This is a genomic window from Xylanivirga thermophila (assembly GCF_004138105.1).
In the GTDB taxonomy this organism is placed as follows: Bacteria; Bacillota; Clostridia; order Caldicoprobacterales; family Xylanivirgaceae; genus Xylanivirga; species Xylanivirga thermophila.
Map to the genome: position 1 here is coordinate 1 of NZ_RXHQ01000017.1, position 23,581 is coordinate 23,581.

The following is a 23,581-nucleotide window of genomic DNA, read 5'->3' on the forward strand; positions in this document are numbered from 1 at the left end:
CGTTGTCAAGGTTGGGTAGTATTTTCTCGTATACACTCGAAAATCTCCACCCTCCCCTTGACAAGAGGAAGTAAATGGATAAGTATGATTTTCTCAAAAGTGTTGCATTTAATATTGCAATTTAGATTTAAAAATTTTTTAAAAAATTTTTAAAAAATGGGTTGACTGTAATTGGAATTATTGGTAATATAAATACGGAGTCTATGTCGAATTTTGTATTTATATAATGGAGGGAGAAAATGATGAAATCAACAGGAATTGTAAGAAAAGTAGATGAATTAGGAAGGGTGGTTATTCCAATCGAGCTTAGGCGCACACTTGGAATAGAGCAAAAAGATGCCCTTGAAATTTATGTAGACGGAGAACAAATAATACTTAAAAAGTACCAACCTGCTTGTATTTTCTGTGAAGATGCAAGGGATGTACAGGTTTACAAAGGCAAAAACATCTGCAAAAATTGCCTTGCAGAGCTTAAAGAAAAGGACATATAATTATTAAACATCTAAATTCGACATTTTTCTACAAAAGCAGCGAAAATCGCTGCTTTTTTATTTATCTTTTATATCCGAAATTCCAATTCCGTATTTATAAACCTGGCTTTTAGGAATCCCCCTATCCTTAGCCACCCTCTTTATTGCATCCTTCTTGCTAATACCCATGGATATGTAATCCTTTATATGCTCCTCTATGCTTATATCATCAAAAGAATTTTCTTTAGTATCCTCTGCCCCTTCTATTACCAGAACAAATTCACCCTTAGGCGGTTTTTGACTGAAATACTCTAGTGTACCTTCAATATCCATCCTAAGCACTTCTTCATATACTTTTGTAAGCTCCCTTACTACTGCAATCGGCCGATTCCCAAGCATATCCTTCAGATCCTTTAATGTCCTTAAAAGCCTATGTGGGGCTTCGTATAGTATAATGGTCCGTTTTTCGTCCCTTATCTCTTCTAGACGAGTTTTTCGCTCTTTTTTATCTACAGATAAAAAACCCTCAAACACAAATCTATCTGTAGGCAGCCCTGATAGCACCAAAGCGCTTATACCTGCACTAGCACCAGGTATTATGGTAGTAGATACCCCATTTTCATATGCCATGATATTTAGGTCATACCCTGGATCAGATATACCGGGCATCCCTGCATCGGTGACCAAGGCCACATTATAGCCATCCTTCAAAAGTTCTACTATATGCTCTCCGCTTTTTTGTTTGTTATGCTCATGATAACTTATAAGGGGCTTTTGTATATCAAAATAGTTAAGTAGCTTTATGGTACGACGGGTATCCTCAGCTGCTATATAATCAACCATCTTCAATACCTTTAAAGCCCTAAGTGTTATATCATCAAGATTGCCTATGGGAGTTGCACATAGGTATAGCATTCCTTTACTGCTGTCCATTATAATTCACCTTGCTTTTCATATCTATTCCATATATTTTGCACAATTGAGGTGTATAGTTGCCCTCCTCATCATATATAAAAAGGGGCGGGAGGCAGTCAATAGATGGTTTACCTCCAAGTATACCTTCTATAAGCACCAAACTTGGAGGCTTCGACTGATTTTTATGCACCATCTGTATGCGTTTGGGCTCAATATTGTACTCACGCATTCCACATACTATATCAATAAGTCTATCTGGCCTATGAACCATAGAAAATCTCCCGCCAAACCGCAAAAGGCGACTAGCTGCTGATATTACATCCTTAAGCGTGCATAATATTTCATGGCGGGCTATAGCCTTTTTATCATTTGGGTTTACTATGCCACTGCCTACCTTTTTGTATGGTGGATTGGATACCACCACATCAAAGCTACCAGCTTCCAAATATGCGTGGGCAATCTTTATGTCACCTTCCGATATATCCACCCTATCCTCAAGTTCATTTAACGCTACACTACGTCTAGCCATATCCACCATATCATGCTGTATCTCTATTCCACGTATATACCTAGCATTGGTTTTGCCGCATAGCAATATGGGTATTATCCCCGTCCCAGTCCCTAGATCAGCCACCATATCGCCGCTATTTACCCTTGCAAATGATGATAGGAGTATGGCATCGGTACCAAAGCAAAACTTTGACTTATCCTGTATTATCCTAAGCCCTTTGAGTTGCAAATCATCTATTCTTTCCCCATCTTTCATTATCAATTCCATAGTTAGTTTTTACTCCTGTGCAAGTTTTATAAAGGCCTCCATCTGTTTCTTATCAATGAAGGGACCTACTCTAACATATCGAATAGTACCCTCTTTGTCAATAATAAATGTGGTAGGTATACCGGAGAGAGGATATATTTGATTATACCTTTGGGCTATATGACTATCCTCATCAAGTAATACAGGGAAGGTGTATTTTTGCCTTTCAATAAATTTAGACACGCCACCTTTAGCCCGTTTAACATCGTCTCCCCCTTTCAATTCTATATTTGTAGAACTTATTGCTAAGACTGCTGCATCCTTATCTACATATTCATGATGCAATTCCTGCATATGTGGCATTTCTGCCTTACAGGGAGGACACCATGTCGCCCAGAAATTTAAAAATACTACCTTGCCATTATAATCGGATAATTTAACGATATTACCTTCCAAATCCTTCAGTTCAAAATCCTCGATAGGCTCATCTATCACAAGATAGTCATACCCTTCTAAAAGATCTGCAGTATCTTTATTATCGTTATCCTGCTGGTCTAGTTCCATATCTTTATCCCTATTATCCTTTTTCCCAGAAGTACACGCTATAAGCCCCATCATCACCACTATAATCATTAACATTATAAAAAACTTTGTATGCTTTTTCATGAATAGATCACCTCTCATATATTTCGTTAAATTATGCCAATAAGCATCAGCACCCCTAATAATATAAGTACAATGCCGCTTATAAGCTTTATGGTACCCATATATTTATATAATCCCCTTATATGCCCCCATATAATATCGAGCATTAAAGCGATCAGGATAAAGGGGAGCGCAAGTCCAAGTGCATATACAGCCAAAAGACCCATTCCGAAAGAAACGGTAGCAGCATTTCCTGCCATTATAAGCACAGATGCAAGTAGTGGTCCTACACAGGGTGTCCAACCAATGGAAAAGACCAATCCCATTAAAAATGAGGAAGCAAAGCTTATACCCTTTGGCATCACATTTAAACGCTTTTCATAGTTTAAAAATGGTATAGGCACCAGACCGGACTGAAAAACGCCAAAAAATATTACAATAATACCACCTATCTTTGATATTACATATCGATGTTGCTGCAAAAATCTGCCTACAGATGTGGCCACAGCCCCTAAAACGATAAACATCAATGAAAAACCTGCTACAAATCCTATGGAGTTTATAATAAGCCTCTTACGACCTTGAGCATCATCTATAATATCCTGAGCCGACTGCCCTGCCAAATAAGTAATATACGCAGGTATAAGCGGAAGTATACATGGAGATAGAAAAGATGCCAAGCCCTCAAAAAAAACAGCGACAAAAGTTAGACTTCCTTTCATTAGCAAACCTCCCAGTTAATATTTTCCATACAAATATGCGTATTGTTCTTCTCTTCCATTATGTTATAATAAATTGATTGGAGGAAATACATCATGGACAAAGTAACTATTTTTTGCATATTGTGTATATGGATTTCGCCATTTACTGCTCCAATTGCAGTTATAATCTTTTTTAAGTCATTTATAAACCAGTTATGGAGTGGTAACACAAAAATTATTGTAAATTCATCGTTCTTTGCCCCAGGCATGCTATTTTTGGCATCCAGTCTGTTGGGAGCAATAATATGTAAAAATTACATAAATATAATAGCCACCCTAATTATAATATTAGCCTATATCATATTTGGCGTATATGTAGAATATTCTCTAAAGGAAAATCAAATTATTCCCCTTATAAAAATTATGATTTTCCTAAGCTTTATAAGTGCCATAATAGGGTTTCTACAAAAGGCATTTATCTCTCTAGTACAGGATCGTATAATATCTACGTTTTATAATGCAAATTATTATGCCTACATCTTGGAAATAATATTTATACTGACTTTAAGTATCTACCCCCATATTAAATCTAGAAATGAAAAGTTAATTATGTGGGTAATAAATCTTCTAAATATAGTTGCCCTATACCTTACCGGCTGTCGTACTGCCATATTTGCCGTTGCAGTAGCTATTATATTTTATTTTGTGATCACTAAAAATCGCACCTTTATCATATTTACTGCATGTATGCTTTTTGCAGGACTAATAAGTATATATATAAACCCAAATTTAATTCCTAGGTTCAGCGTAATTGGTAAAAATATTGATCAGCGTAGGCTTTACTGGAATGTAGCCATAATAGGCATAAAGGAAAATCCATTATGGGGGCGGGGCTTTTTATCATTTCTATGGTTTGCACCGAAATACGGAGTATATGCCCCCCACTCACATAATATGTACTTAAATCTTTGGCTTGAATTTGGCATCTTAGGCATAGTATCTATAATTTGGATGTTTGGACGTGTCATAAAGAGCTGCCTTTTCTGCATAAAAAATAGCAGCTACCCGCAAATTGGGGCAGCTGTACTCTCTATACTTGTAGCCTCCCTTATACATGGCATTACCGATATCACCATGATAGGAGCTCAAACATCCCTTATATTTCTGACAGTAATAGTAATACCTTTTGTGATAGAAAAGGCAACAAAATCACCTGGCCCCTTGTCCAGTGAAAACGACACCAATAGTACGCCATAATATCCATATATCCTCTTTAAATGACAGGCGTTCTATATACTTTAGATCATATTCCACCGTCTCACCAAGGGTAAGCTCACCCCGCCCCATTACCTGGGCTAGCCCTGTAATTCCCGGCTTTACATTCAACCTCTGCCTATGATAACCGGTATATCTATAAACCACTTCAAAAATCTCCGGGCGGGGGCCTATGAGACTCATATCACCCTTTATTACATTCCATAGCTGGGGCAGCTCATCTAAACTCGTTCTGCGAAGGAATGCACCTACCCCCGTTATCCTACCGTCATCCTCGCTTTGAAATATAAATTCATCCAGTTTTTCCTGATCTATATTGAGTTTAAATCCCCTATCAGCACCCATTGTCATAGTACGAAATTTATATATTATAAATGGATTGCCATAAAGCCCTGCCCTTTTTTGCTTGAATATAACAGTCCCTTGAGAATCACATTTTATTATTATACCAATTATGATCATAATCGGAAGTAAAATTATAAATACAGGTATAGCAATTAACAGATCAAAGATTCTCTTGCCAATTCGCACATAAAATCCCGGTTCAGGCCCTTTTCCCATATTTTTCTGCGATGTCTCTAACGGCATCAATGACATAGCAAACATCCTCCTGTGTCATCTTGGGATATAAAGGCAGAGAAATTATACGCCTGTATATATCTTCTGCTACTGGAAAATCTCCCGCCTTATAGCCATACCTATCCCTGTAATATGGATGAAGGTGAATAGGAATAAAGTGCACGCTAACCCCTATATTTCTTGCCTTTAGCTCCTCTATAAAGGCATTCCGATCTATATTTAGACTATCCTCATTTATACGTATCACATACAAATGCCATGCATGGCGTCCATAATTCTTTACATAAGGCACCTCTATAGCATCCATGTCTCCAAATGCATCGTTATACATCCTAGCATACAACTCCCGCCTCTTCTGAAACTCCTCCAATCTATCTAGTTGATGTAGTCCTAGAGAGGCCTGTATATCGGTCATATTATACTTATAACCCGGATATTCTACCTCATAATACCATGATCCAGTATCCGAATACCTATTCCATGCATTCCTGCTCATTCCATGGAGGCTCATAACCCTTGCCCGTTCTGCCAGTTCATCATCATCGGTAACTAACATGCCACCCTCTCCGGTAGTAATATTCTTAGTGGCATAGAAACTAAAGGATGTAGTATTACCTATAGTACCTATATTTTTTCCCCTATAGGTTGTATATAATGCATGGGCTGCATCCTCTGATACAAAAAGATTATGACGCTTTGCTATATACATTATATCGTCCATATCGCATGCCTGACCTGCATAATGTACAGGCACAATGGCCTTTGTCCGGTCCGTTATTTTCTCCTCTAGCTTGTTTGGATCCATATTTCCAGTTAGAGGATCCACATCCACCAATACCGGCCTTGCACCAGTGTGTATTATAGTATTTGCAGATGAAGCAAATGTAAGGGTGCTTGTTATAACCTCATCTCCCGAACCTATCCCTGCAGATAAAAGGGCCAAGTGCAATCCTGCAGTACATGAATTTAATGCTATTGCATTTTTGCAGCCTATAAACTCACAAAATTTTTTCTCCAGCTTGTCCGTTTTAGGTCCCTTGCTAATCCAACCAGATTTTAATGTATCCACTACTTCATCTATCTCCTGCTGCCCTATTGTTGGAAGGGCATATGGCAAAAAATCATCACGTTTTCTAAAATTATTCACTCTTTTATTCCTCCATATATGCTATCTTTCCTCATCTAGTTAAACCATTATGCTTATCAGATTGCATGCCTCGCCCCTGCATTACACAAAAACGCCAAAGTCCATCTAAAAAGCCTAGTCCATAGCTAAAATGCAGTATGAAAAAGGCAAATATAAGCATAAAAAAATATTTCCAGCCTTCCCTTGTGCATATAATGGACGCAGATATAATATTCCCCATCCCATAGCTTATACATATTAAAAACAATAACCACCTAAAGGGCGTATAAAAAAAGGATATAAAAGCACTCACTAAAAGTCCCATCACAAATGCCATAGGTATAAGGCTTCTCAAACTAGGCACCTGATGATGCTTTTTTATCACCTTTACCTTCCAAAAACCATATTGATAATACTGTTTCCACAGCTTTCCAAAGGAGGACCGGGTATAATAAAACGATCTTATAAAAGGACTTAAAAGTATCTTACCTCCCGATTTTACAAGGCGGAAATTAAGCTCATCATCTTGATTTCTTACAAGCTCCTCATCAAATAGCCCTATCCGTTCAAACACCTCCCGCCTATATGCTCCAAATGCCAACGTATCCACAAGCTGTTCCTCCTTGGAATACCTAAACTTAGCATTTCCTACCCCAAATGGTGAACTCATGGCAAGGGATATGGCCTGGGACTTATAATCCTCATTTATACTCTCAATAGGGCCACCTACACAATCTATATAGGGCTTCTTATTTAGAATATCTACTGCATTTTTAACAAAATCCCTATCCATATAGCTATGCCCGTCCATACGTATTATAATATCACCCAAAGACCTTCGTATGCCTATATTCATGGCAGTTGGAGCAGTCTTTTTAGGATTATCCAACAAACTCACGTTAGAAAACTTAGTCAGATATTCATCTTGTATTATCCCCCTTGTATTATCATCGGACATACCGTCAATTACCAATATCTCCATACATTCACGGGGATAATCCTGGGACAATATGGAGTCTAAACACTCCCTTATATGCACCTCTTCATTCCTAATGGGTACTATCACCGATACCTTCATGCTGTCCCTCCTTTATAAGCCTTTCATACACCGATAAAAGCACATACTCCTGGTCATACCAACTGTATTTTTTTTCATATGCCCGCCTGGATTTTAACCCCATATTATATAGACGTTCAGGTACCCTTAAAAGTTCTGTTATCGTCATTCCTATATCCCTAGGATCAACAGGATTTACTACTACTCCACAATCATCTCCCTCTACTATAGATCTCCAAAGTGGAAAATCGGAGCATACTACAGGTAATCCCGCAGCCATGTATTCAAACATCTTAACAGGCAGCGAAGTAATATACTGCTCTGCCGGCTTTAAACATACCAAGCCCATATGACTGTCATTTAAATAGTCATATATCCTGTCATGTCCTACCCTGCCAGTAAAGGCTACATTGCGGTCATGAGCCAGTGACCTTATCTCATCCTCAAAGGCGTCCTCATCAAAACTTCCAACCAATAGCAACCGCACATTTCTATCACTCTCTATATAATCCATAGCCTCTACCAATTCTTTTATACCACGTACCCTGGTAAGGGCCCCTACATATATAAGCTGTATGTCTCCATCGAACTTTTTTGCACCATTAAAAGGCACATCCAATGGATAATTACGCACAAGATATGTCATATCTCTAGGAAATTTTTTTGCAATATCATCCGTTACCGTTATTATCGCATCAAACTTTGGTGATACCTTCCTTTCAAAGTTTCTAAATTTCCTGCCTATGCGCCTTCGTCTATGCTCTTTTATCCAGAATTTTGACAAAATGGCCTTTTCATAATCCTCATGCACATCATATATTACCTTTTTATCAGTCCATTTTTTGATCAGCATGCCCACAGGCAATAACTCAGGGTCATGAAAATGCACCACTTCCGCCCTGCTCCTTAAGGATACACCCAAAAGCCTTACTATATTCTTAATACGTCTCTTTCTGCTTTTAAACTCTGGTAGACCAAATACATCCACATCATTGTATCTATTTCTCTTAAACGGTGCTACAGCATATAGCTGCACATTATATACCTTAGAGAGTGATACTGCCTCCTTATGAAGTAATCTCGGGTCGTCCCATGGATGCACTGAGCTCATCATGAGCACTTTAGGCCTTGACAACCTATCATACAGCTCAAGTAGCCTTTGCTGTTCCTGTTCCCAGCTATATACACCCTTCGTTCGCTCTACATTCTCCTTATAATGGGTATATCTATCTAACACATCATTTAAGGCCCTACCCATATCCTCAGGATCATCAGGATCAAAGACCTCACCTATATCATGTCCCTTTACTATCTTAGACATCTCTGGAAAATCACTGCTACATACGGGTATGCCCGATAATATATACTCAAACAGCTTATTTGGCAGACAATAATAATAACTAAGACATACATTCTCTATAGGTGATACTCCTATATCTGCCGAAGCAGTATATAAAAGCACCTCCCCCGGAGGTACTGCCTCCTTAAAATATATCTTATCCAATAGTCCAAGATCTCTTGCAGATGATTTTAATTCAGAGATAATATTACCTCGTCCCATCAATACTAATACAGCCCCATCTACATATGACATAGCCTTTACCAGATTAAACAGTCCCCTCCCCTTGGTCATGTTTCCCTGGTATATGATTATCCGCCTATCCTTAGGGATACCAAACTCCTGCCTTAATAGATCGCTCTTCCCTATAGACATACTAATTGGCACATTCTTCACTACCACCGGAGGTGCCACATCATAGAGTTTTGATAGATAATCAGATATGGATTTGCATACGGTTATAGTCCCATCTGCCTTTTTTATAAGACCTTTTTCCATGTTAATACCCATATCTAAAAACAGCTTTGGCATGCCCATCTTATGCACAGGATCACTCCATAGCTCATGGGAATCATATACAAGCTCTGCCCCTGTACGTTTTGCTACTCCCCTGCCTATGGGGAGGGTATTTAGATCATGACAATGTACTATATTAGGATGCCATTTTATTATCCTGTGTCTTGACCTGTTCCAAAATTCTATATATTTAAACGCCTGCATGGCGGGGTTTTTAGACCAACTACGGGTTCTAAGTGGTATCCTCTCTACTTCAAACCCCTCCATCTCTTCCTGTTGTAAAAGCCCCTCACCCCATAAGGCAAATACCTTTACCTTATATCCGGCATTTTTAAGGGCCGAAGCCTCCTTTATAACCCGTGAATCATTCCTGAATTCGTTTAAAACTATCATTGCTACCCTTTTGGGCATGATCCTTTTCCTCCATATAGTCCTGATTTTTAAGTAGCTCTGCTTCTGGCACAGGTCTTAACTTTTTAGCCGGATTGCCCGTATATACCATTCCACTGTCTGCATCATGGGTAAGAACACTCCCTGCCCCTACAAATCCATCTGCACCTATGACCTTTCCTGGCAATATGGTAGCCTGGGCGCCGATTCTGCCCCCCTGCTCTACAGTTACTCCTCTATAATATTTAGATCTGTCCTTGGTACGCCCTGCAAAGTTATCATTTGAGGTTACCACCCCCGGCGCTACAAACACATGATCTTCTATATGTGAATATGCAGTTATATATGCTCCCGTCTCTATCTTACAATACTCACCAACATATGAGCTGTTTTCAACAGTAACGCTGCGTCCTATTATGGTGTGCTGACCTATTGAAGTCCCCTCCCTTACAGATGCACCATCGGCCACCATAACTCCTTCATCCAGTTTGGCACCCCTATATACTATCCCATAGGTACCTATTATGGATCCTGCTCCTATTATGGCAGGTGGTAAAGTAGCATAAAGTTTTAAGGTACTATTTACAGCCCGCATGGGAAGCTTACCCAGTACTGCTCCATCATCTATCCTTACTCCCGCTCCTATTATGGTATTGGGGTATATTATCACATGATTACCTATAACTGAGTTATCACCTATCTCCACATCATCCATTATAACGGTAAAAAAACCTATATTTACATTTCGGCCTATCTTAGCCGATGAAGATATCTGATTCATGTAGACCTCCTTAAACATATCTCCTATTTCATATCGGTAGTGGCAAAATCTTTGAGGGGTAGTTTCACCGGTTCACCTGTCATGGAGGATTTATAGGCTGCAAGTATTATCTCAAGCGCCTTTTTCCCCTCCCGCCCGTCTATATGCAGGGCTTTACCCTCAAGCACTCCATCTATCATATTTGCAAAAAGGGGTGCATGACCAAACCCATATACATTTTCAGGGTTCTCACCATAATTTTTTATTATATACTCCTCAGTATCAATCCCATCACCAAACTTCCATGTTTCCACATGATTTAAAGACATACCTCCTAAACACACAGTACCCTTCTCACCAAATAGGTTTAATGTCTCCTCTAGATTATGTGGATATACACAAACGCTCCCCTCTATTATTCCTATGGCACCACTTTTAAAGCGGATAATAACTGCACCTGTATCCTCTCCTTCAATAGGCCTTAGGAAGGTATCAGTTTGGGCATATACCGTATCTACTGGACCGAAAAACCATTGAATGAGATCTATATTATGGGTGCACTGATTCATAAGGGCACCCCCATCCAAGGCCCACGTACCCCTCCAGGCAGCCTGACTGTAATACTCATCTCCTCTGTTCCATCTTATGCTGGCTACTCCATGGAGCATCCTTCCAAATCTTCCGGCTTCATACGCCTCCCTGGTCTTTTTAACCGCCTTGTTATATCTGTTTTGAAAAGACACACAAAGCTTTCTACCATTTCTGTCAGCTGCATCTATCATGGCATCAGCATCCTTTATGGATAATGCCATGGGCTTTTCAACCACCACATGTTTTCCCGCCTCAAGGGCGTCTATTGCAATCCGTGCATGATATCCACTTTCGGTAGCTACAGTAACTATATCTATATCAGGATCCAACAGGAGTTTCTCATAATCCCTGTATTTTGATACCTTAATATACTCTCCCATAAATCTATTGTATTTGTCTATCGCCCCATCCATCTTTTCAGGTATAATATCGCATACCGCTTTGAGTACTGCACGATCACGATTTTTGGCTATACCTTCCATATGCTTTCCTGATATCCTGCCACAGCCTATCACTGCAAAATTTAGTCTATCCTTCAATTACTTCACCCCATAAAATTCCTTTATTGAATCTATTACATATTCTTGTTCCAGATCATTTAATTCAGGACACAGTGGAATCGCCAGAGTCGTAATAGCTGCCCCCTCGGCATTTTTTAGCCTGCCTATTCCATATCCCAAATTTCTATATACGGGTAAAAGATGCAAAGGCAATGGATAATATACACCACAGCCTATACCCTTATCCTTTAAATAGGACATTAATCCATCCCGTTCATCACACCCTATTACGTACAGATGATATACATGCCTATACTCATCTAGCTCTATTGGCAGCTTTATTGGCAAATTTTTTAATTCTTCATTATAAATTCTCGCCCTATATCGGCGCTTTTTCTCCCAGCCACTAAGATACCTTAGCTTTACCCTTAGAATGGCTGCCTGCAGTTCATCAAGCCTGCTATTATAGCCTATACATTCATTGTGGTATTTTCTACGGCTGCCATGAACCCTAAACATACGCACAGCATCGTCCATATCCTTACGATTGGTAACTACCATACCCCCATCTCCCATACCTCCTAGATTCTTGGTAGGGAAAAATGAAAAGCAACCTGCATCCCCTATGGCTCCCGCCCTCATACAATCCTGAGTTGCTCCTATGGCCTGACATGCATCCTCTATTACTGCCAAGTTACGGGCCTTTGCAATCTCCATAAGCTTTTTCATGTCCACCATATGACCAAATATATGAACAGGTATTATAGCCTTGGTTCGCGGCGTTATTGCATCATAGAGCATATCTACGTCCATACAATATGTATCAGGTGATATGTCTACAAAAACCGGAGTTGCCCCTACACTGGATATACTTTCAGCCGATGCAAAAAAAGTAAATGGGGAGGTTATAACCTCATCTCCCGGTCCAATATTCAATGCCCTTAATGCCATAATCAATGCATCGGTACCATTACCTACCCCTATTCCATATGTGGTACCTACAAAAGATGCTATCTCCTTTTCAAATGTCTTTTCTTCGTCTCCCATTATAAATTGACCACTATCTATTACCCTATCAAGGGATGCATGTATCTCATCCCGCAGTCTATCGCTTTGCCTTTTTAAATTAACCAAAGGTATATTCAAATATATCACCCCTTAAATTTTGAATACCTTGCCTTCATTATCAGCTATGTCCCTCGTTGCCCCTCTAGTATCAAATACAAGCTTGGCGTTATCCACCACCCATTGATAGTCTATACAGTTATGGGCAGTAGTAATTATTATGATATCTGAATTCTTTATCACTTCTTCAGTAAGCTCTATGGAGCTATATTCCCTATTGTTTATCGTAAAATTTGGTATATATGGATCATGATAATAGATATTGGCATGCGCCTCTTCTAGATGGGCTATTACCTTCAAAGCAGGAGATTCCCTTAGATCATCGATATCATTTTTATATGCCACACCAAGTAGCAACACCCTCGCACCATTAAGTGCCTTTTTATGATCATTTAAAAGCTTCATTGCCCGCTCTACTACAAATTCAGGCATATAATTGTTTATCTCCCCGGCAAGTTCTATAAGCCGGGTATGATAGTCATACTCCCGCGCCTTCCATGTCAGGTAAAAAGGATCGATTGGTATACAATGTCCCCCAAGACCAGGGCCAGGATAAAATGGCATAAAACCATATGGCTTGGTACTGGCAGCATCTATTACCTCCCATACATCTATTCCCATTTTATTGCATAATACAGCCATTTCATTCGCTAGGGCTATGTTTATATTTCTAAACGTATTTTCAAGTATCTTTTCCATCTCGGCTACCCGTGGGCTGGACACCTTGAATATTTCACCTTCCAATACATTTCTGTACATTGCAGCAGCTATTTCAGTACATTCTTCGGTGCACCCCCCTACTACCTTGGGAGTATTTTTGGTGTTATAATGCCTATTACCTGGATCCACACGTTCAGGAGAAAAAGCCAGAAAAAAATCCTTGCCACATCTAAGTCCTGTCTCCTCCAATATTGGCTTTACCACCTCTTCCGTAGTCCCGGGGTATGTAGTACTCTCCAGCACTATCAGCATACCCGGATGTAGCCTTTTAGCTATCTCCCTTGTAGAGGATATCACATATGATACATCGGGTTGTTGATATTTATCAAGGGGAGTAGGTACACATATGGCTACGGCATCTACCCTACCTATATAATCATAATCTGTAGTAGCCTCAAATTTCTTATGTCCTATTATATCGGACAATTCCTCATTCACTACATCCCCTATATAATTTATACCTGCGTTCACCATATCTACCCGTTTCTTCTGTACGTCAAAGCCTATAACATGATAACCGGCTTTGGCCTTTTCTACAGCTAATGGAAGGCCTACATATCCTAGCCCTACCACCCCTACTATAGCCCTTTTACTATTTATCTTCTCAAGCAATTTTGAGCCTAATTTACTGTTTACCACACCCATTTTCATTTACCTCCTCAAAACTTTACTTTAAAGTTTTCATCCTGAATAATATGTTCGCTACATCGATAAGTAGGCACCAATTTTTTCATCTGCCGTATCACATCCTCATAGCCACGCCTTGATAGCAGTGCCCACAGCTTAAAAAGTTCCCGTTCAAAATCCTGCCACTCTATATCCTCCATCCTTGCTACAAATATTTTATTATGTCTTGTAGTCTTAAGCCCCTCTTCAGAAGTCAAAAGCTCTTCATATAGCTTCTCGCCCGGCCTAAGTCCGGTATACACGATCTTTATATCCTTGTCCGGCTCAAAGCCACACAACCGTATGAAATTTCTTGCAAGTGTATCGATCTTTACAGGCCTGCCCATGTCCAGTACAAAAAGCTCCCGCCCCTGTGCCATTGCCCCAGCTTGTATTACTAATTGAACCGCCTCGGGAATGGTCATAAAAAATCTGGTGATCTCCGGATGGGTGACGGTCACTGGTCCACCCCTGGCTATCTGCGCTCTAAACAAAGGAATAACACTCCCATTACTTCCTAATACATTTCCAAACCTCACTGCAGTAAATGTGGTATTGCTCTTTTTATCTAGCGACTGAATTATCATCTCTGCTACCCTCTTGGTAGCACCCATGATATTGGTGGGATTTACAGCCTTATCAGTAGATATGAGTACAAATTTTTTGCATCCGTAATAGTCCGCTGCCTTAGCCACATTTAGCGTACCAAATATATTATTCTTTATGGCTTCAGTAGGATTTTCCTCCATGAGCGGTACATGCTTATGGGCAGCAGCATGAAACACCACCTCTGGATGATACCACTTAAATATATCGCCTATACGCTGTCTATCGCGAACTGAAGCTATTATGACCTGCACGTCGAGATTTGGAAAACTACTAAGCAATTCCTGTTGTAAGAAATATGCATTGTTTTCATATATATCAAGGATTATTAGTTTTCTAGGAGCAAACGCCCCTATCTGCCTGCATAGTTCTGAACCTATGGATCCTCCGCCTCCAGTTACCATCACTACCTTGTGCTGCAAATATCCTGCTATCTGATCTAAATCCACCTCTATCGGTTCCCTGCCTAAAAGATCCTCTATTTCTACATCTCTAAGTTGACTTATGGTAATCTTTCCGTCTATAAGTTCAAATACACCTGGTAGTATCTTTACCTTACATCTAGTATCTGTGCATAGTTCTATTATCTCCCTCGTAACAGATTTAGGAGCTGAAGGCATGGAGATTATGATCTCCTTTATCGTATTTTTTACGACCTCTTCTGCTATGCAATCACGTCCACCTACTATGGGTACACCATATATCCTGCTTCCATGCTTTTTTTCATCATCATCTATTATAACTACAGGATTCATCCTGAGCTCAGGATGACATTTAAGCTCCCGTATTACCATCGCCCCTGCATCTCCTCCACCTATTACCATTACATTTGTCATACTATTTAATATACATCCCCTGTATTTTATGTCCTGCCTTGTGTAGTAGGTGTGCAATATAAGCCGTGCTATAACCATAAAGATCATAGCAGATATATCGGAATATATAAGCATACGCCAAGGTATGAAATAATTAAATAGCTTTAAACCCAAAATGCCGGATAAAAAACCTAGAAAGTTTGATATTATAATCTTTTTTACATCTATCATGCCTATATATTTCCACATGTTCTCGTATAATCCCATAAAAAATGATGATATAACCGATACTGCAGTCATTATGGCAGCAAAGAGAAAATAATCCTTCATATATTTTAAGGGAATCCTGTGTGATATAGGCAAAAAAAACACCAGTCCTATAGCTAGGTTTATTATTGCTATATCTATAAAAATCATCATTAAACGTCTTTTTCGCGTATTTATATCAATCCACCCCATTCCAATAGAACATAGGCATCTCGGATAATTTAATGGCATTACATTGTTTAATTTTTCTCAAATATTATATCACTACTTTATTCAGAATTTATAAATTTTTTATTAAATTTCATTAAGTATTTGTAAACAAAAGTGTTATAAATATCCAAAATGGCTTTGTATATATATATCCATAGCTACCTGAGATCATGCTGTTTATGAAAATTATAGCCCATACTGCACCAATTGCATATATGAAGCCCTTAGGTTGTAAACCTTTTTTGTACATGATATACAGATTAAGAAATACACAATACCATATGTATATAGATACACAAAGCTTTATAATGCCACCATTAAGCATATCACTCAAAAATGCATTATGTGGGCTCATGCTCCCTAACTGAGCTGCCTTTCCATTCCCGTAAAGCCTGTCCATCTCTTCAGTATATTTTTGGTTATATATGTAACAATCATACCCCGTTCCATTTCCTGTCAAAAGGCTAGAAATATTAAAAGATGATATCTCCTTTATAGCAATATTCCATATAGCAGGTCTTTTACCTAATGCAGTACCATTATATATGGTTTTATAATTACTCTTTATATTTACCTCTTTTGGTATATCAACACTTGTCTTTAAACTATCATTATAGTCCTCAGAATAAGTCTTTTGTAGGGCTAAAGATACACTTCTTGTAAATAACGGCACTAAAATCAACAGAGCGCATAAAAATACCACACCTTTTTTACCATCCCGCCAAGGTCTTTTTATGTATATATAACCGATCAATATAAATATTGCAAGTAAAAATCCTCGCTTTGAGCCACTTAGGATAACTACGGGCATATTTATAATAAAAACTAGTAGCGATATTATATATACCTCACCTTTACCTTCACCTATCCTGCCCGCATAATAAAGGAGCATCAACATACCCATCAATATACAAGTTGAAAATACATTGTAGTCCTTTATAAGTGATATACGTTTATGGTACAAAAGCCCCGACCTGTCCATAAAAAAATAAGCACCATAGCAGTATATGGATATACATAAAGATGCCAATCCTATAGATAAAAATACATAATCATGCCATCTACAATCGCTAGACATCGATATAATCATAATACACATAAATACCATAGGCAATATGGTAGTGTACTTATAAGCTCCGAATAGGGGCACAGGTGAATAAAAAATACCTACAATATCTATTGCCATATATGCAATAATTGCGATTATTAGCCTTCTCTCCTCCCCAGTTCTTTCAGTCCATATATCCTTTATTTTTCCAAACCCCATTACCACATAAAGTGCAAACAATATACATGATACCACAAAAGTTACTTTATGGTATACAATATCGCAAGACAGCATCATCTGTAGCCAGATTAAAAATACCGTCACTATTATAAACATCCCTGTTATGTGCTTAAATTGTTTTTTATCCCTCAAGTCCATCTTTGCTCATTCCCCTTTTTGCTACTGTCCATTATTAAAAAGTACACCTATGCTATGCCAAAGGGCTAAAAAGTCTTTTTTGTATAGTATATACACAGCCGCCACGTATATGGATATACCAAATAATATGGTTGCCAGCATGATCGCAAGTTCCGGTAATTCTACGAGAATTAAAAGGCGTTTCAAAAACATAAGCCCAATAGACATTATACCAGTTGCCACAATTGACGGCAGTACTGATTGCATGAAATTACCCATATCTGCATATATTATTCTATTTACCACGCCCTGGTACAAAAATCTGAATATCCAGCCATATAAGGTAATCGACCAAGCTATACCCAAAAGTCCCCATTGGGCACCTATAAGTATAAATACTATCATGCTACATAGCCTTATGCAGGTCATCCATATTACTGTTCTTATATGCCCCTTGGCCTTCAAGAGTTGACCCCACAATATTCCTCCTAAACTGTTTGACATGGCATATATGCACAATATTTGGATTATTGGCACGGCAGGCATCCACTTATCCTTAAGGACTATACTGGTAAACTCAGGAATTACAAATATTATACCTGCACATATGGGCAGAGAAACAAGCCCTAAAAACTTTATAAGCTTAAAATAACTCTCTGAAATACCCTTATCATCATCCTGGAACGTCAAAAAAGCAGGAAACATTACTTTCTGAGTAATGCTGTTTATATGGTCCGGTAGTCCAGTAGATATACTAAATGCAATGGAATATAATCCCACCTTGACAGAGGGTAATATTCTGCCTATTACCACCATATCAATCTGCTGGCTTACGATAGTAAGCAGATTAATGAGCATTACATTGATACCAAATCTAAAAATATCCCTAAAATATCTGCCATTCACCTCATATATGGATATATGAAAGTCGGTATCAATCCAGAACATAATGGTAATGCATATCTGGGATACAATTTCCCCATATATTATGCTCCATACACCATATCCTAGATATGCCAGTATTATCTTTACGATAGTACCTAAAAATACCGATATCATATTTATTATAGTGCTCTTTTTAAAGTTTAACTCCCTACCAGTTAGTGCCACCTGTACAGATGATGCCGCCCTTATAATAAATACAACGGAAAACGTTTTGAGGTATGGCACCATCTGCGGTTTTTTATAATACTCCCCTATGACAGGTGACAAAACTTGTATTAAGGCAAATAAAACTACTCCCACTCCCATGTTTATGAAAAATGCAGTGGATAAATGTCCCCTATCTATATTTTTTTTCTGAATAATGGCTGTATTAAGTCCCATATCAACCACTACAAGCAGTATATTCATAACTACAGCTACAAGGGATACAAGCCCATAATCCTCCGGCATCAAAAACCTTATTATAATTATATTTACTATAAAGCTCACAGCCTGCTGAAGCATCTTTAATATGGTTTCCCATTTAAAACCGCTTACTATATGCTTACTTATATCTTTCATATCTATAAAATCCAACCCTTCCTGACCTACTCATATACTATAAAAAACCATTGAAGCATATCATATACTGTCCGAAGAGTCAATTAAATTACTGAAAGTAACTCATCCTATGCTTTGTTCATATATTATTCATGTAATGTTCATTTTTCGTTTAAAATATACTATATTTGTAATAGTCTTATCCTCGGTCAATAGTATTATAACATCAAACGGTTAAGCTTTTAATAGTGGATTTGTTAAAAAACGTTACAGAATTGTAAACTTTATAAGGCTGTTTATATATTGACTTAAAGACAATTTTGTAGAATAATGATTTTAATGTGTTATTTCTCATTGGCATTTTTAATAGGTTTTTTTGGAGGTATAAAAGAGAATGAAAAAATTTTTGACAACAATATTAATAATTTTGATAATAGCGTTGGTGGGGGCGGGAGCGTATACAGCTATTCAATTAAATCGCATAAAGGAAACTCCTTTGGATGAAATCGACGGAGACAATAAGATAACGGAAAAGGACCTTGGCATATCTGATTCAGCACCGGATGAGAAGGATACCGGCGTTATCAACATCTTGTTATTTGGCGTAGATCGCCGAACTGAAAACGAGAAACCACGTTCCGATAGCATTATGATTGCTACAATTGACAAAAAGTATAAATGTGTAAAACTAACATCCATAATGAGAGATACATTTTTACCTATCCCAGGTAAAGAAGACAATAGGATAAATGCAGCATATGCCTTTGGCGGTCCATCACTTGCCATACGAACAGTAAATTCAAACTTCAACATGGACATCCAGAGATATGTAACGGTAAACTTTCAGGGTATGGAAAAGATAATAGATACCCTTGGCGGGGTAGAGATAGAGCTTACCAAAGGCGAACCAAAGGTGCTTAACCAATATTTGGACGAACTCAACAAGCTCGACAAGGAAGGTAAAAAATCACCCTATATCAAAAATACCGGTCTGCAAAAACTTGATGGAAAACAGGCGGTTGCCTATTGCCGTATAAGGTATGTAGGAAATGGAGATTATAAGAGGACAGAACGTCAGCGTACAGTACTAAACGAACTATTTAAAAAGGCAAAGACCGTAAGTCCTATGAAGATTCCGGAGTTGGTTACGACCATCATCCCCTATATTGAAACCAATATGTCAAAGACTGAAATGCTTACCCTTGGTGCGTCGGTAATGGGCTTTAAGGATAAGGAATTAAAACAGTTTAGGCTGCCGGTAGAAGGTGCGTATACCGGTAAAAAAATAAGGGGTATGGAGGTATTGGTTCCTGATATAGAGGCGAACACCAATCTATTACATTCTTTTATCTATGGTGATCCTAGTCAAATGCATCTAGACGGAAAAGGCGGTATGGATAAGGAAACCGTAGAAACATTTAAACAACATCCAATAGAGGCAAGTGAAGAATAGATCAAGAATTAAAAAGGGCTTGAGGGCATGTTAATGCTCCCCAAGCCTTTTCCATTTTTTATCCTTGTCCGACAATATAATATCACCTGTTATTCTATCCATAGGCCACTTTATGCCTATTTGAGGGTCGTTCCAAATAATTCCTCCCTCGTCATCGGGATGATAAAAATCGGTACACTTATACGTAAACTCTGCACTATCAGATAATACTAAAAATCCATGGGCCAATCCAGGTGGTATATATAATTGTTTTTTGTTTTCTTCTGACAGGATTATACCATACCATTTACCATATGTAGGGGAACCTTTGCGTATATCAACTGCCACATCGAATACCTCTCCCCTTATAACCCTGACCAATTTTCCCTGGGGATGCTCCTTTTGAAAGTGGAGTCCCCTTAGTACGCCCCTTTGTGATTTTGATTGATTATCCTGTACAAACTCTACATCTATTCCTCCCGCCTTAAACCCATTATAGTTATAGGTTTCCATAAAATATCCCCGTTCATCCTCAAATACCGTAGGAGATACTACAAAAACCCCAGGTAAGGAAGTCTCTGAAAACTCAAATTTTGCCATGTCAATCCTCCTCCTTAGAGAGGACTGCTTCCATCCAATCCCTGTTATTTATATACCAATCAATAGTCCTTACTATACCATCATTAAACGTAGTAGTAGGTTTCCAGCCAAGCTCCCGCCCTATCTTAGTAGGGTCTATTGCATAACGTCTATCATGCCCCTTACGGTCTTCTACATACTGTATAAGGTCCTCTGTAATACTATCATCCACATGATCGTTTAAATACCCTATTATAGTCTTTACTATATCAATATTGCACCATTCATTATGACCACCTACATTATACACCTCTCCTATCCTGCCATTATGGAGCACCATATCTATTGCCCTGCAATGATCTTCTACATACAGCCAATCCCGTACATTTTTGCCGTCGCCGTATATAGGTAATTTTCTCCCATGTAGGCAGTTATATATCATAAGGGGTATGAGCTTCTCAGGATATTGATAAGGTCCATAGTTGTTGCTGCATCTAGTTATATTTATTGGCATCTTAAAGGTGTGATAATACGACATCACTATCAGATCAGCACTGGTCTTGCTGGCAGAATAAGGGCTTCTAGGTGCTAGAGGTGTTTCTTCCGTAAAATACCCTTCAGCTCCTAAAGAACCATATACCTCATCGGTCGATATCTGCAAGAATTTCTTGCCGGGTAAAAATCCGTCTCTACATTCCCATGCCTCTTTTGCCACATCTAAGAGTACGTTTGTACCTAATACATTTGTCCTTACAAATACATCTGGCGTATCTATACTCCTATCCACATGGCTTTCTGCTGCAAAGTTTACCACATAATCTATATCATATTTAAGAAATATCCCCTTAACGCATTGCCTATCACATATATCACCCTTTATGAATGTATACCTAGCATCATCTTCTACGGACTTTAAATTCTCAATATTACCTGCATATGTAAGCTTGTCCAGGTTTATTATTTGATAATCATCATATTTATCCAGCATATATAATATAAAATTACTGCCTATAAAACCCGCACCGCCTGTTACCAGTATAGTCTTCATAACATCCATCCTTTCCTTTGTATATTAGTAGTATTAGATCTCCATCTCTATTTTTGCTGCTAGATCATTTGCAAGGGCTAGGGACTTGAATGTACCCGCATCCGTCCACCATCCCTGCATCTTGTCATAGGTAAGGGTACCTTGGCTTATATAAGCATTATTTACATCTGTTATCTCAAGCTCGCCCCTATCTGATGGTTTTAAATTCTTTATTATATCAAACACCTGATTATCATACATATATATACCCGTTACGCAAAAACTGCTCTTGGGCTTTTGTGGCTTTTCCTCTATCGAGAGTATATGTCCATCTTTTATCTCGGCAACACCATATCGTTCAGGATCTGGCACTTCCTTTATGAGTATCCGTGCACCCTTATCCTGTTTCTTATAACTATCCACATAAGGTGTGATATCATCTTCAAATATGTTATCACCTAATATGACTACACATCTATCCTGGCCTACAAATTCACGTCCCAGATCAAGGGCCTGGGCTATGCCTCCCGCCCTATCCTGTATCCTATATGTAAACTTAAGCCCCATCTCATAGCCACTTCCCAATAGGTTCACTATTGCCCCTGCATGTTCCTTTCCGGTTACCACTAGTATATCCTCTATCCCTGCCTTTTTCAGCTTATATATGGGGTAGTATATCATTGGGTACTTTCCAACGGGTAAAAGGTGCTTATTGGTTACCTTTGTGAGGGGGAAAAGCCTTGAACCCGTACCCCCTGCAAGTACTATACCTTTCATTATTTATCCTCCCTTATATATTCATAGAGTGCATCCTGCCAATTTCTAAATATATCCTTATCAATGAGCCTTAGCATAAAATTGTCCAATACGGAATACCCAGGCCTGTTTGCGATGCTACCCAATTCCTCTGTAGTTATTGGCACAACCTCCACATTCATACCCTTTAGACGAAATATCTCCTTTGCAAAATCATACCAACTGCAACTGCCCTGACAGGTAGCATGATATGTACCATAGCTATTTGTATGCATCATTTCAATGATACAATTTGAAAGATCTACAGTACTGGTGGGACTGCCTATCTGATCGTTTACTACCCTTATAGTATCGCCCTTTTGACCCAAGGATAGCATTGTCCTCACAAAGTTTTTGCCATCACCGTACAGCCATGCTGTGCGAAATATAAAATGTCTAGGGTTTAGTGAACGTACCATTTCCTCTCCCAGTTTTTTGGATGCCCCATATACATTTATAGGGTTGGTTTTTGCATCCTCCTTAAGCGGTACCTTTGAAGTGCCATCAAATACATAATCTGTGGATATATGCACAAGCTTTGCCCCTATATCAAAAGTTGCTGCAGCTAAGTTTTGAGGGCCTATGGCATTTATCCTATAAGCTAGATCCACATTTTCTTCGCATGCATCCACCTTTGTATATGCAGCACAATTTATAACCACATGGGGCCTTAAGGCCTCTATTGTATCAAAAACCTTGTATGAAGATGTAATATCCAGCTTGTCTATATCCATTGCAGTTAACTCATATCCTGCTTTGCCATCAAGTCTTTGGACTATTTCCCGTCCTAACTGACCATCTGCACCGGTTACAAGTATTCTCATATCT

General features: G+C 38.6%; 22 protein-coding genes. 3 read left to right on the plus strand and 19 right to left on the minus strand.

Annotated features, from left to right (window positions below):
• The first annotated feature begins 242 nt into the window (after positions 1 to 242).
• Entirely contained in the window at positions 243 to 491 is a 249-nt protein-coding gene (locus EJN67_RS08685; protein ID WP_129723983.1) for an AbrB/MazE/SpoVT family DNA-binding domain-containing protein, read from the plus strand.
• A gap of 57 nt (positions 492 to 548) precedes the next feature.
• On the opposite strand, the gene rsmI is transcribed toward EJN67_RS08685, so the two are convergent.
• From rsmI to EJN67_RS08705, 4 genes are read right to left on the minus strand one after another with little or no spacing between them, the layout of a single operon-like run.
• Positions 549 to 1,403: a 16S rRNA (cytidine(1402)-2'-O)-methyltransferase gene (gene rsmI, locus EJN67_RS08690; RefSeq protein WP_129723940.1), complete on the minus strand. Its 855-nt coding sequence runs from the start codon at positions 1,401 to 1,403 to the stop codon at positions 549 to 551.
• Positions 1,390 to 2,163: a tRNA1(Val) (adenine(37)-N6)-methyltransferase gene (locus tag EJN67_RS08695; RefSeq protein ID WP_129723941.1), complete on the minus strand. Its 774-nt coding sequence runs from the start codon at positions 2,161 to 2,163 to the stop codon at positions 1,390 to 1,392. Before EJN67_RS08695 ends, rsmI begins: the two co-directional genes overlap by 14 nt.
• Before the next feature lie 9 nt (positions 2,164 to 2,172).
• Complete coding sequence (locus EJN67_RS08700) at positions 2,173 to 2,808, minus strand: peroxiredoxin family protein (RefSeq protein WP_165000811.1); 636 nt, start codon at positions 2,806 to 2,808, stop codon at positions 2,173 to 2,175.
• 26 nt (positions 2,809 to 2,834) lie between these two features.
• Positions 2,835 to 3,509 carry a cytochrome c biogenesis CcdA family protein gene (locus EJN67_RS08705; protein ID WP_129723943.1) on the minus strand — a complete coding sequence of 225 codons (675 nt, stop codon included), beginning with the start codon at positions 3,507 to 3,509 and terminating at the stop codon, positions 2,835 to 2,837.
• Between the two features lie 93 nt (positions 3,510 to 3,602).
• Between EJN67_RS08705 and EJN67_RS08710 the strand changes: the two genes are divergently transcribed.
• Positions 3,603 to 4,745 carry an O-antigen ligase family protein gene (locus EJN67_RS08710; RefSeq protein WP_129723944.1) on the plus strand — a complete coding sequence of 381 codons (1,143 nt, stop codon included), beginning with the start codon at positions 3,603 to 3,605 and terminating at the stop codon, positions 4,743 to 4,745.
• Here EJN67_RS08710 and EJN67_RS08715 read toward each other — a convergent pair.
• The 11 genes from EJN67_RS08715 to EJN67_RS08765 form a co-directional block, all read right to left on the minus strand.
• Positions 4,698 to 5,360 carry a sugar transferase gene (locus EJN67_RS08715; RefSeq protein WP_243641266.1) on the minus strand — a complete coding sequence of 221 codons (663 nt, stop codon included), beginning with the start codon at positions 5,358 to 5,360 and terminating at the stop codon, positions 4,698 to 4,700. The two genes, EJN67_RS08710 and EJN67_RS08715, sit on opposite strands and share 48 nt — an antisense overlap.
• Positions 5,308 to 6,489, minus strand: a complete 1,182-nt coding sequence (locus tag EJN67_RS08720) for a DegT/DnrJ/EryC1/StrS family aminotransferase (protein WP_129723945.1) — start codon at positions 6,487 to 6,489, stop codon at positions 5,308 to 5,310. Before EJN67_RS08720 ends, EJN67_RS08715 begins: the two co-directional genes overlap by 53 nt.
• Positions 6,490 to 6,520: 31 nt before the next feature.
• Positions 6,521 to 7,546 carry a glycosyltransferase family 2 protein gene (locus tag EJN67_RS08725; RefSeq protein ID WP_129723946.1) on the minus strand — a complete coding sequence of 342 codons (1,026 nt, stop codon included), beginning with the start codon at positions 7,544 to 7,546 and terminating at the stop codon, positions 6,521 to 6,523.
• Complete coding sequence (locus tag EJN67_RS08730; RefSeq protein WP_129723947.1) at positions 7,518 to 9,791, minus strand: glycosyltransferase family 4 protein; 2,274 nt, start codon at positions 9,789 to 9,791, stop codon at positions 7,518 to 7,520. Before EJN67_RS08730 ends, EJN67_RS08725 begins: the two co-directional genes overlap by 29 nt.
• Positions 9,745 to 10,551: an acyltransferase gene (locus tag EJN67_RS08735; protein ID WP_129723948.1), complete on the minus strand. Its 807-nt coding sequence runs from the start codon at positions 10,549 to 10,551 to the stop codon at positions 9,745 to 9,747. The genes EJN67_RS08730 and EJN67_RS08735 overlap by 47 nt, the downstream gene beginning before the upstream one ends.
• A gap of 23 nt (positions 10,552 to 10,574) precedes the next feature.
• Positions 10,575 to 11,660, minus strand: coding sequence for a Gfo/Idh/MocA family protein (locus EJN67_RS08740; protein ID WP_129723949.1), 1,086 nt, complete (start codon positions 11,658 to 11,660; stop codon positions 10,575 to 10,577).
• Positions 11,661 to 12,767: a DegT/DnrJ/EryC1/StrS family aminotransferase gene (locus EJN67_RS08745; protein WP_129723950.1), complete on the minus strand. Its 1,107-nt coding sequence runs from the start codon at positions 12,765 to 12,767 to the stop codon at positions 11,661 to 11,663. It abuts the gene before it with no gap.
• A gap of 12 nt (positions 12,768 to 12,779) precedes the next feature.
• Positions 12,780 to 14,111, minus strand: coding sequence for a nucleotide sugar dehydrogenase (locus EJN67_RS08750; RefSeq protein WP_129723951.1), 1,332 nt, complete (start codon positions 14,109 to 14,111; stop codon positions 12,780 to 12,782).
• A 14-nt stretch (positions 14,112 to 14,125) separates the two neighbouring features.
• A complete protein-coding gene (locus tag EJN67_RS08755) occupies positions 14,126 to 15,883 on the minus strand; it encodes a polysaccharide biosynthesis protein (protein WP_243641267.1) in 1,758 nt (585 codons plus the stop codon).
• Between the two features lie 241 nt (positions 15,884 to 16,124).
• Positions 16,125 to 17,456 carry an O-antigen ligase family protein gene (locus EJN67_RS08760; RefSeq protein WP_129723953.1) on the minus strand — a complete coding sequence of 444 codons (1,332 nt, stop codon included), beginning with the start codon at positions 17,454 to 17,456 and terminating at the stop codon, positions 16,125 to 16,127.
• Positions 17,457 to 17,477: 21 nt separating this feature from the next.
• The gene (locus EJN67_RS08765; RefSeq protein WP_129723954.1) at positions 17,478 to 18,941 is read right to left on the minus strand and encodes a lipopolysaccharide biosynthesis protein; all 1,464 of its coding nucleotides are present in this window, start codon (positions 18,939 to 18,941) and stop codon (positions 17,478 to 17,480) included.
• A gap of 373 nt (positions 18,942 to 19,314) precedes the next feature.
• Here EJN67_RS08765 and EJN67_RS08770 point away from each other — a divergent pair, with 373 nt between their 5' ends.
• Positions 19,315 to 20,373, plus strand: a complete 1,059-nt coding sequence (locus tag EJN67_RS08770) for an LCP family protein (RefSeq protein ID WP_129723955.1) — start codon at positions 19,315 to 19,317, stop codon at positions 20,371 to 20,373.
• Between the two features lie 30 nt (positions 20,374 to 20,403).
• Here the strand turns inward: EJN67_RS08770 and rfbC are convergent, their stop codons facing one another.
• The 4 genes from rfbC to rfbD are packed head-to-tail and all read right to left on the minus strand — an operon-like array spanning position 20,404 to position 23,577.
• Positions 20,404 to 20,952 (minus strand): dTDP-4-dehydrorhamnose 3,5-epimerase, encoded by a 549-nt coding sequence (gene rfbC / locus EJN67_RS08775; RefSeq protein WP_129723956.1) that lies wholly within the window; start codon positions 20,950 to 20,952, stop codon positions 20,404 to 20,406.
• A 1-nt stretch (position 20,953) separates the two neighbouring features.
• The gene (rfbB, locus tag EJN67_RS08780; RefSeq protein WP_129723957.1) at positions 20,954 to 21,979 is read right to left on the minus strand and encodes a dTDP-glucose 4,6-dehydratase; all 1,026 of its coding nucleotides are present in this window, start codon (positions 21,977 to 21,979) and stop codon (positions 20,954 to 20,956) included.
• Positions 21,980 to 22,012: 33 nt separating this feature from the next.
• Entirely contained in the window at positions 22,013 to 22,735 is a 723-nt protein-coding gene (locus EJN67_RS08785) for a sugar phosphate nucleotidyltransferase (RefSeq protein WP_129723958.1), read from the minus strand.
• A complete protein-coding gene (gene rfbD / locus EJN67_RS08790; protein ID WP_129723959.1) occupies positions 22,735 to 23,577 on the minus strand; it encodes a dTDP-4-dehydrorhamnose reductase in 843 nt (280 codons plus the stop codon). The genes EJN67_RS08785 and rfbD overlap by 1 nt, the downstream gene beginning before the upstream one ends.
• Positions 23,578 to 23,581 lie beyond the last annotated feature (4 nt).

Excerpts from the sequence above, each read along its gene's own strand:
- EJN67_RS08685 (WP_129723983.1), top strand. The coding sequence starts at position 243 with ATGAAATCAACAGGAATTGTAAGAAAAGTAGATGAATTAGGAAGGGTG.
- rsmI (WP_129723940.1), bottom strand. The coding sequence starts at position 1,403 with ATGGACAGCAGTAAAGGAATGCTATACCTATGTGCAACTCCCATAGGC.
- EJN67_RS08695 (WP_129723941.1), bottom strand. The coding sequence starts at position 2,163 with ATGGAATTGATAATGAAAGATGGGGAAAGAATAGATGATTTGCAACTC.
- EJN67_RS08700 (WP_165000811.1), bottom strand. The coding sequence starts at position 2,808 with ATGAAAAAGCATACAAAGTTTTTTATAATGTTAATGATTATAGTGGTG.
- EJN67_RS08705 (WP_129723943.1), bottom strand. The coding sequence starts at position 3,509 with ATGAAAGGAAGTCTAACTTTTGTCGCTGTTTTTTTTGAGGGCTTGGCA.
- EJN67_RS08710 (WP_129723944.1), top strand. The coding sequence starts at position 3,603 with ATGGACAAAGTAACTATTTTTTGCATATTGTGTATATGGATTTCGCCA.
- EJN67_RS08715 (WP_243641266.1), bottom strand. The coding sequence starts at position 5,360 with ATGTCATTGATGCCGTTAGAGACATCGCAGAAAAATATGGGAAAAGGG.
- EJN67_RS08725 (WP_129723946.1), bottom strand. The coding sequence starts at position 7,546 with ATGAAGGTATCGGTGATAGTACCCATTAGGAATGAAGAGGTGCATATA.
- EJN67_RS08730 (WP_129723947.1), bottom strand. The coding sequence starts at position 9,791 with ATGCCCAAAAGGGTAGCAATGATAGTTTTAAACGAATTCAGGAATGAT.
- EJN67_RS08735 (WP_129723948.1), bottom strand. The coding sequence starts at position 10,551 with ATGAATCAGATATCTTCATCGGCTAAGATAGGCCGAAATGTAAATATA.
- EJN67_RS08750 (WP_129723951.1), bottom strand. The coding sequence starts at position 14,111 with ATGGGTGTGGTAAACAGTAAATTAGGCTCAAAATTGCTTGAGAAGATA.
- EJN67_RS08755 (WP_243641267.1), bottom strand. The coding sequence starts at position 15,883 with ATGAAGGATTATTTTCTCTTTGCTGCCATAATGACTGCAGTATCGGTT.
- EJN67_RS08760 (WP_129723953.1), bottom strand. The coding sequence starts at position 17,456 with ATGGACTTGAGGGATAAAAAACAATTTAAGCACATAACAGGGATGTTT.
- EJN67_RS08765 (WP_129723954.1), bottom strand. The coding sequence starts at position 18,941 with ATGAAAGATATAAGTAAGCATATAGTAAGCGGTTTTAAATGGGAAACC.
- EJN67_RS08770 (WP_129723955.1), top strand. The coding sequence starts at position 19,315 with ATGAAAAAATTTTTGACAACAATATTAATAATTTTGATAATAGCGTTG.
- rfbC (WP_129723956.1), bottom strand. The coding sequence starts at position 20,952 with ATGGCAAAATTTGAGTTTTCAGAGACTTCCTTACCTGGGGTTTTTGTA.
- rfbB (WP_129723957.1), bottom strand. The coding sequence starts at position 21,979 with ATGAAGACTATACTGGTAACAGGCGGTGCGGGTTTTATAGGCAGTAAT.
- EJN67_RS08785 (WP_129723958.1), bottom strand. The coding sequence starts at position 22,735 with ATGAAAGGTATAGTACTTGCAGGGGGTACGGGTTCAAGGCTTTTCCCC.
- rfbD (WP_129723959.1), bottom strand. The coding sequence starts at position 23,577 with ATGAGAATACTTGTAACCGGTGCAGATGGTCAGTTAGGACGGGAAATA.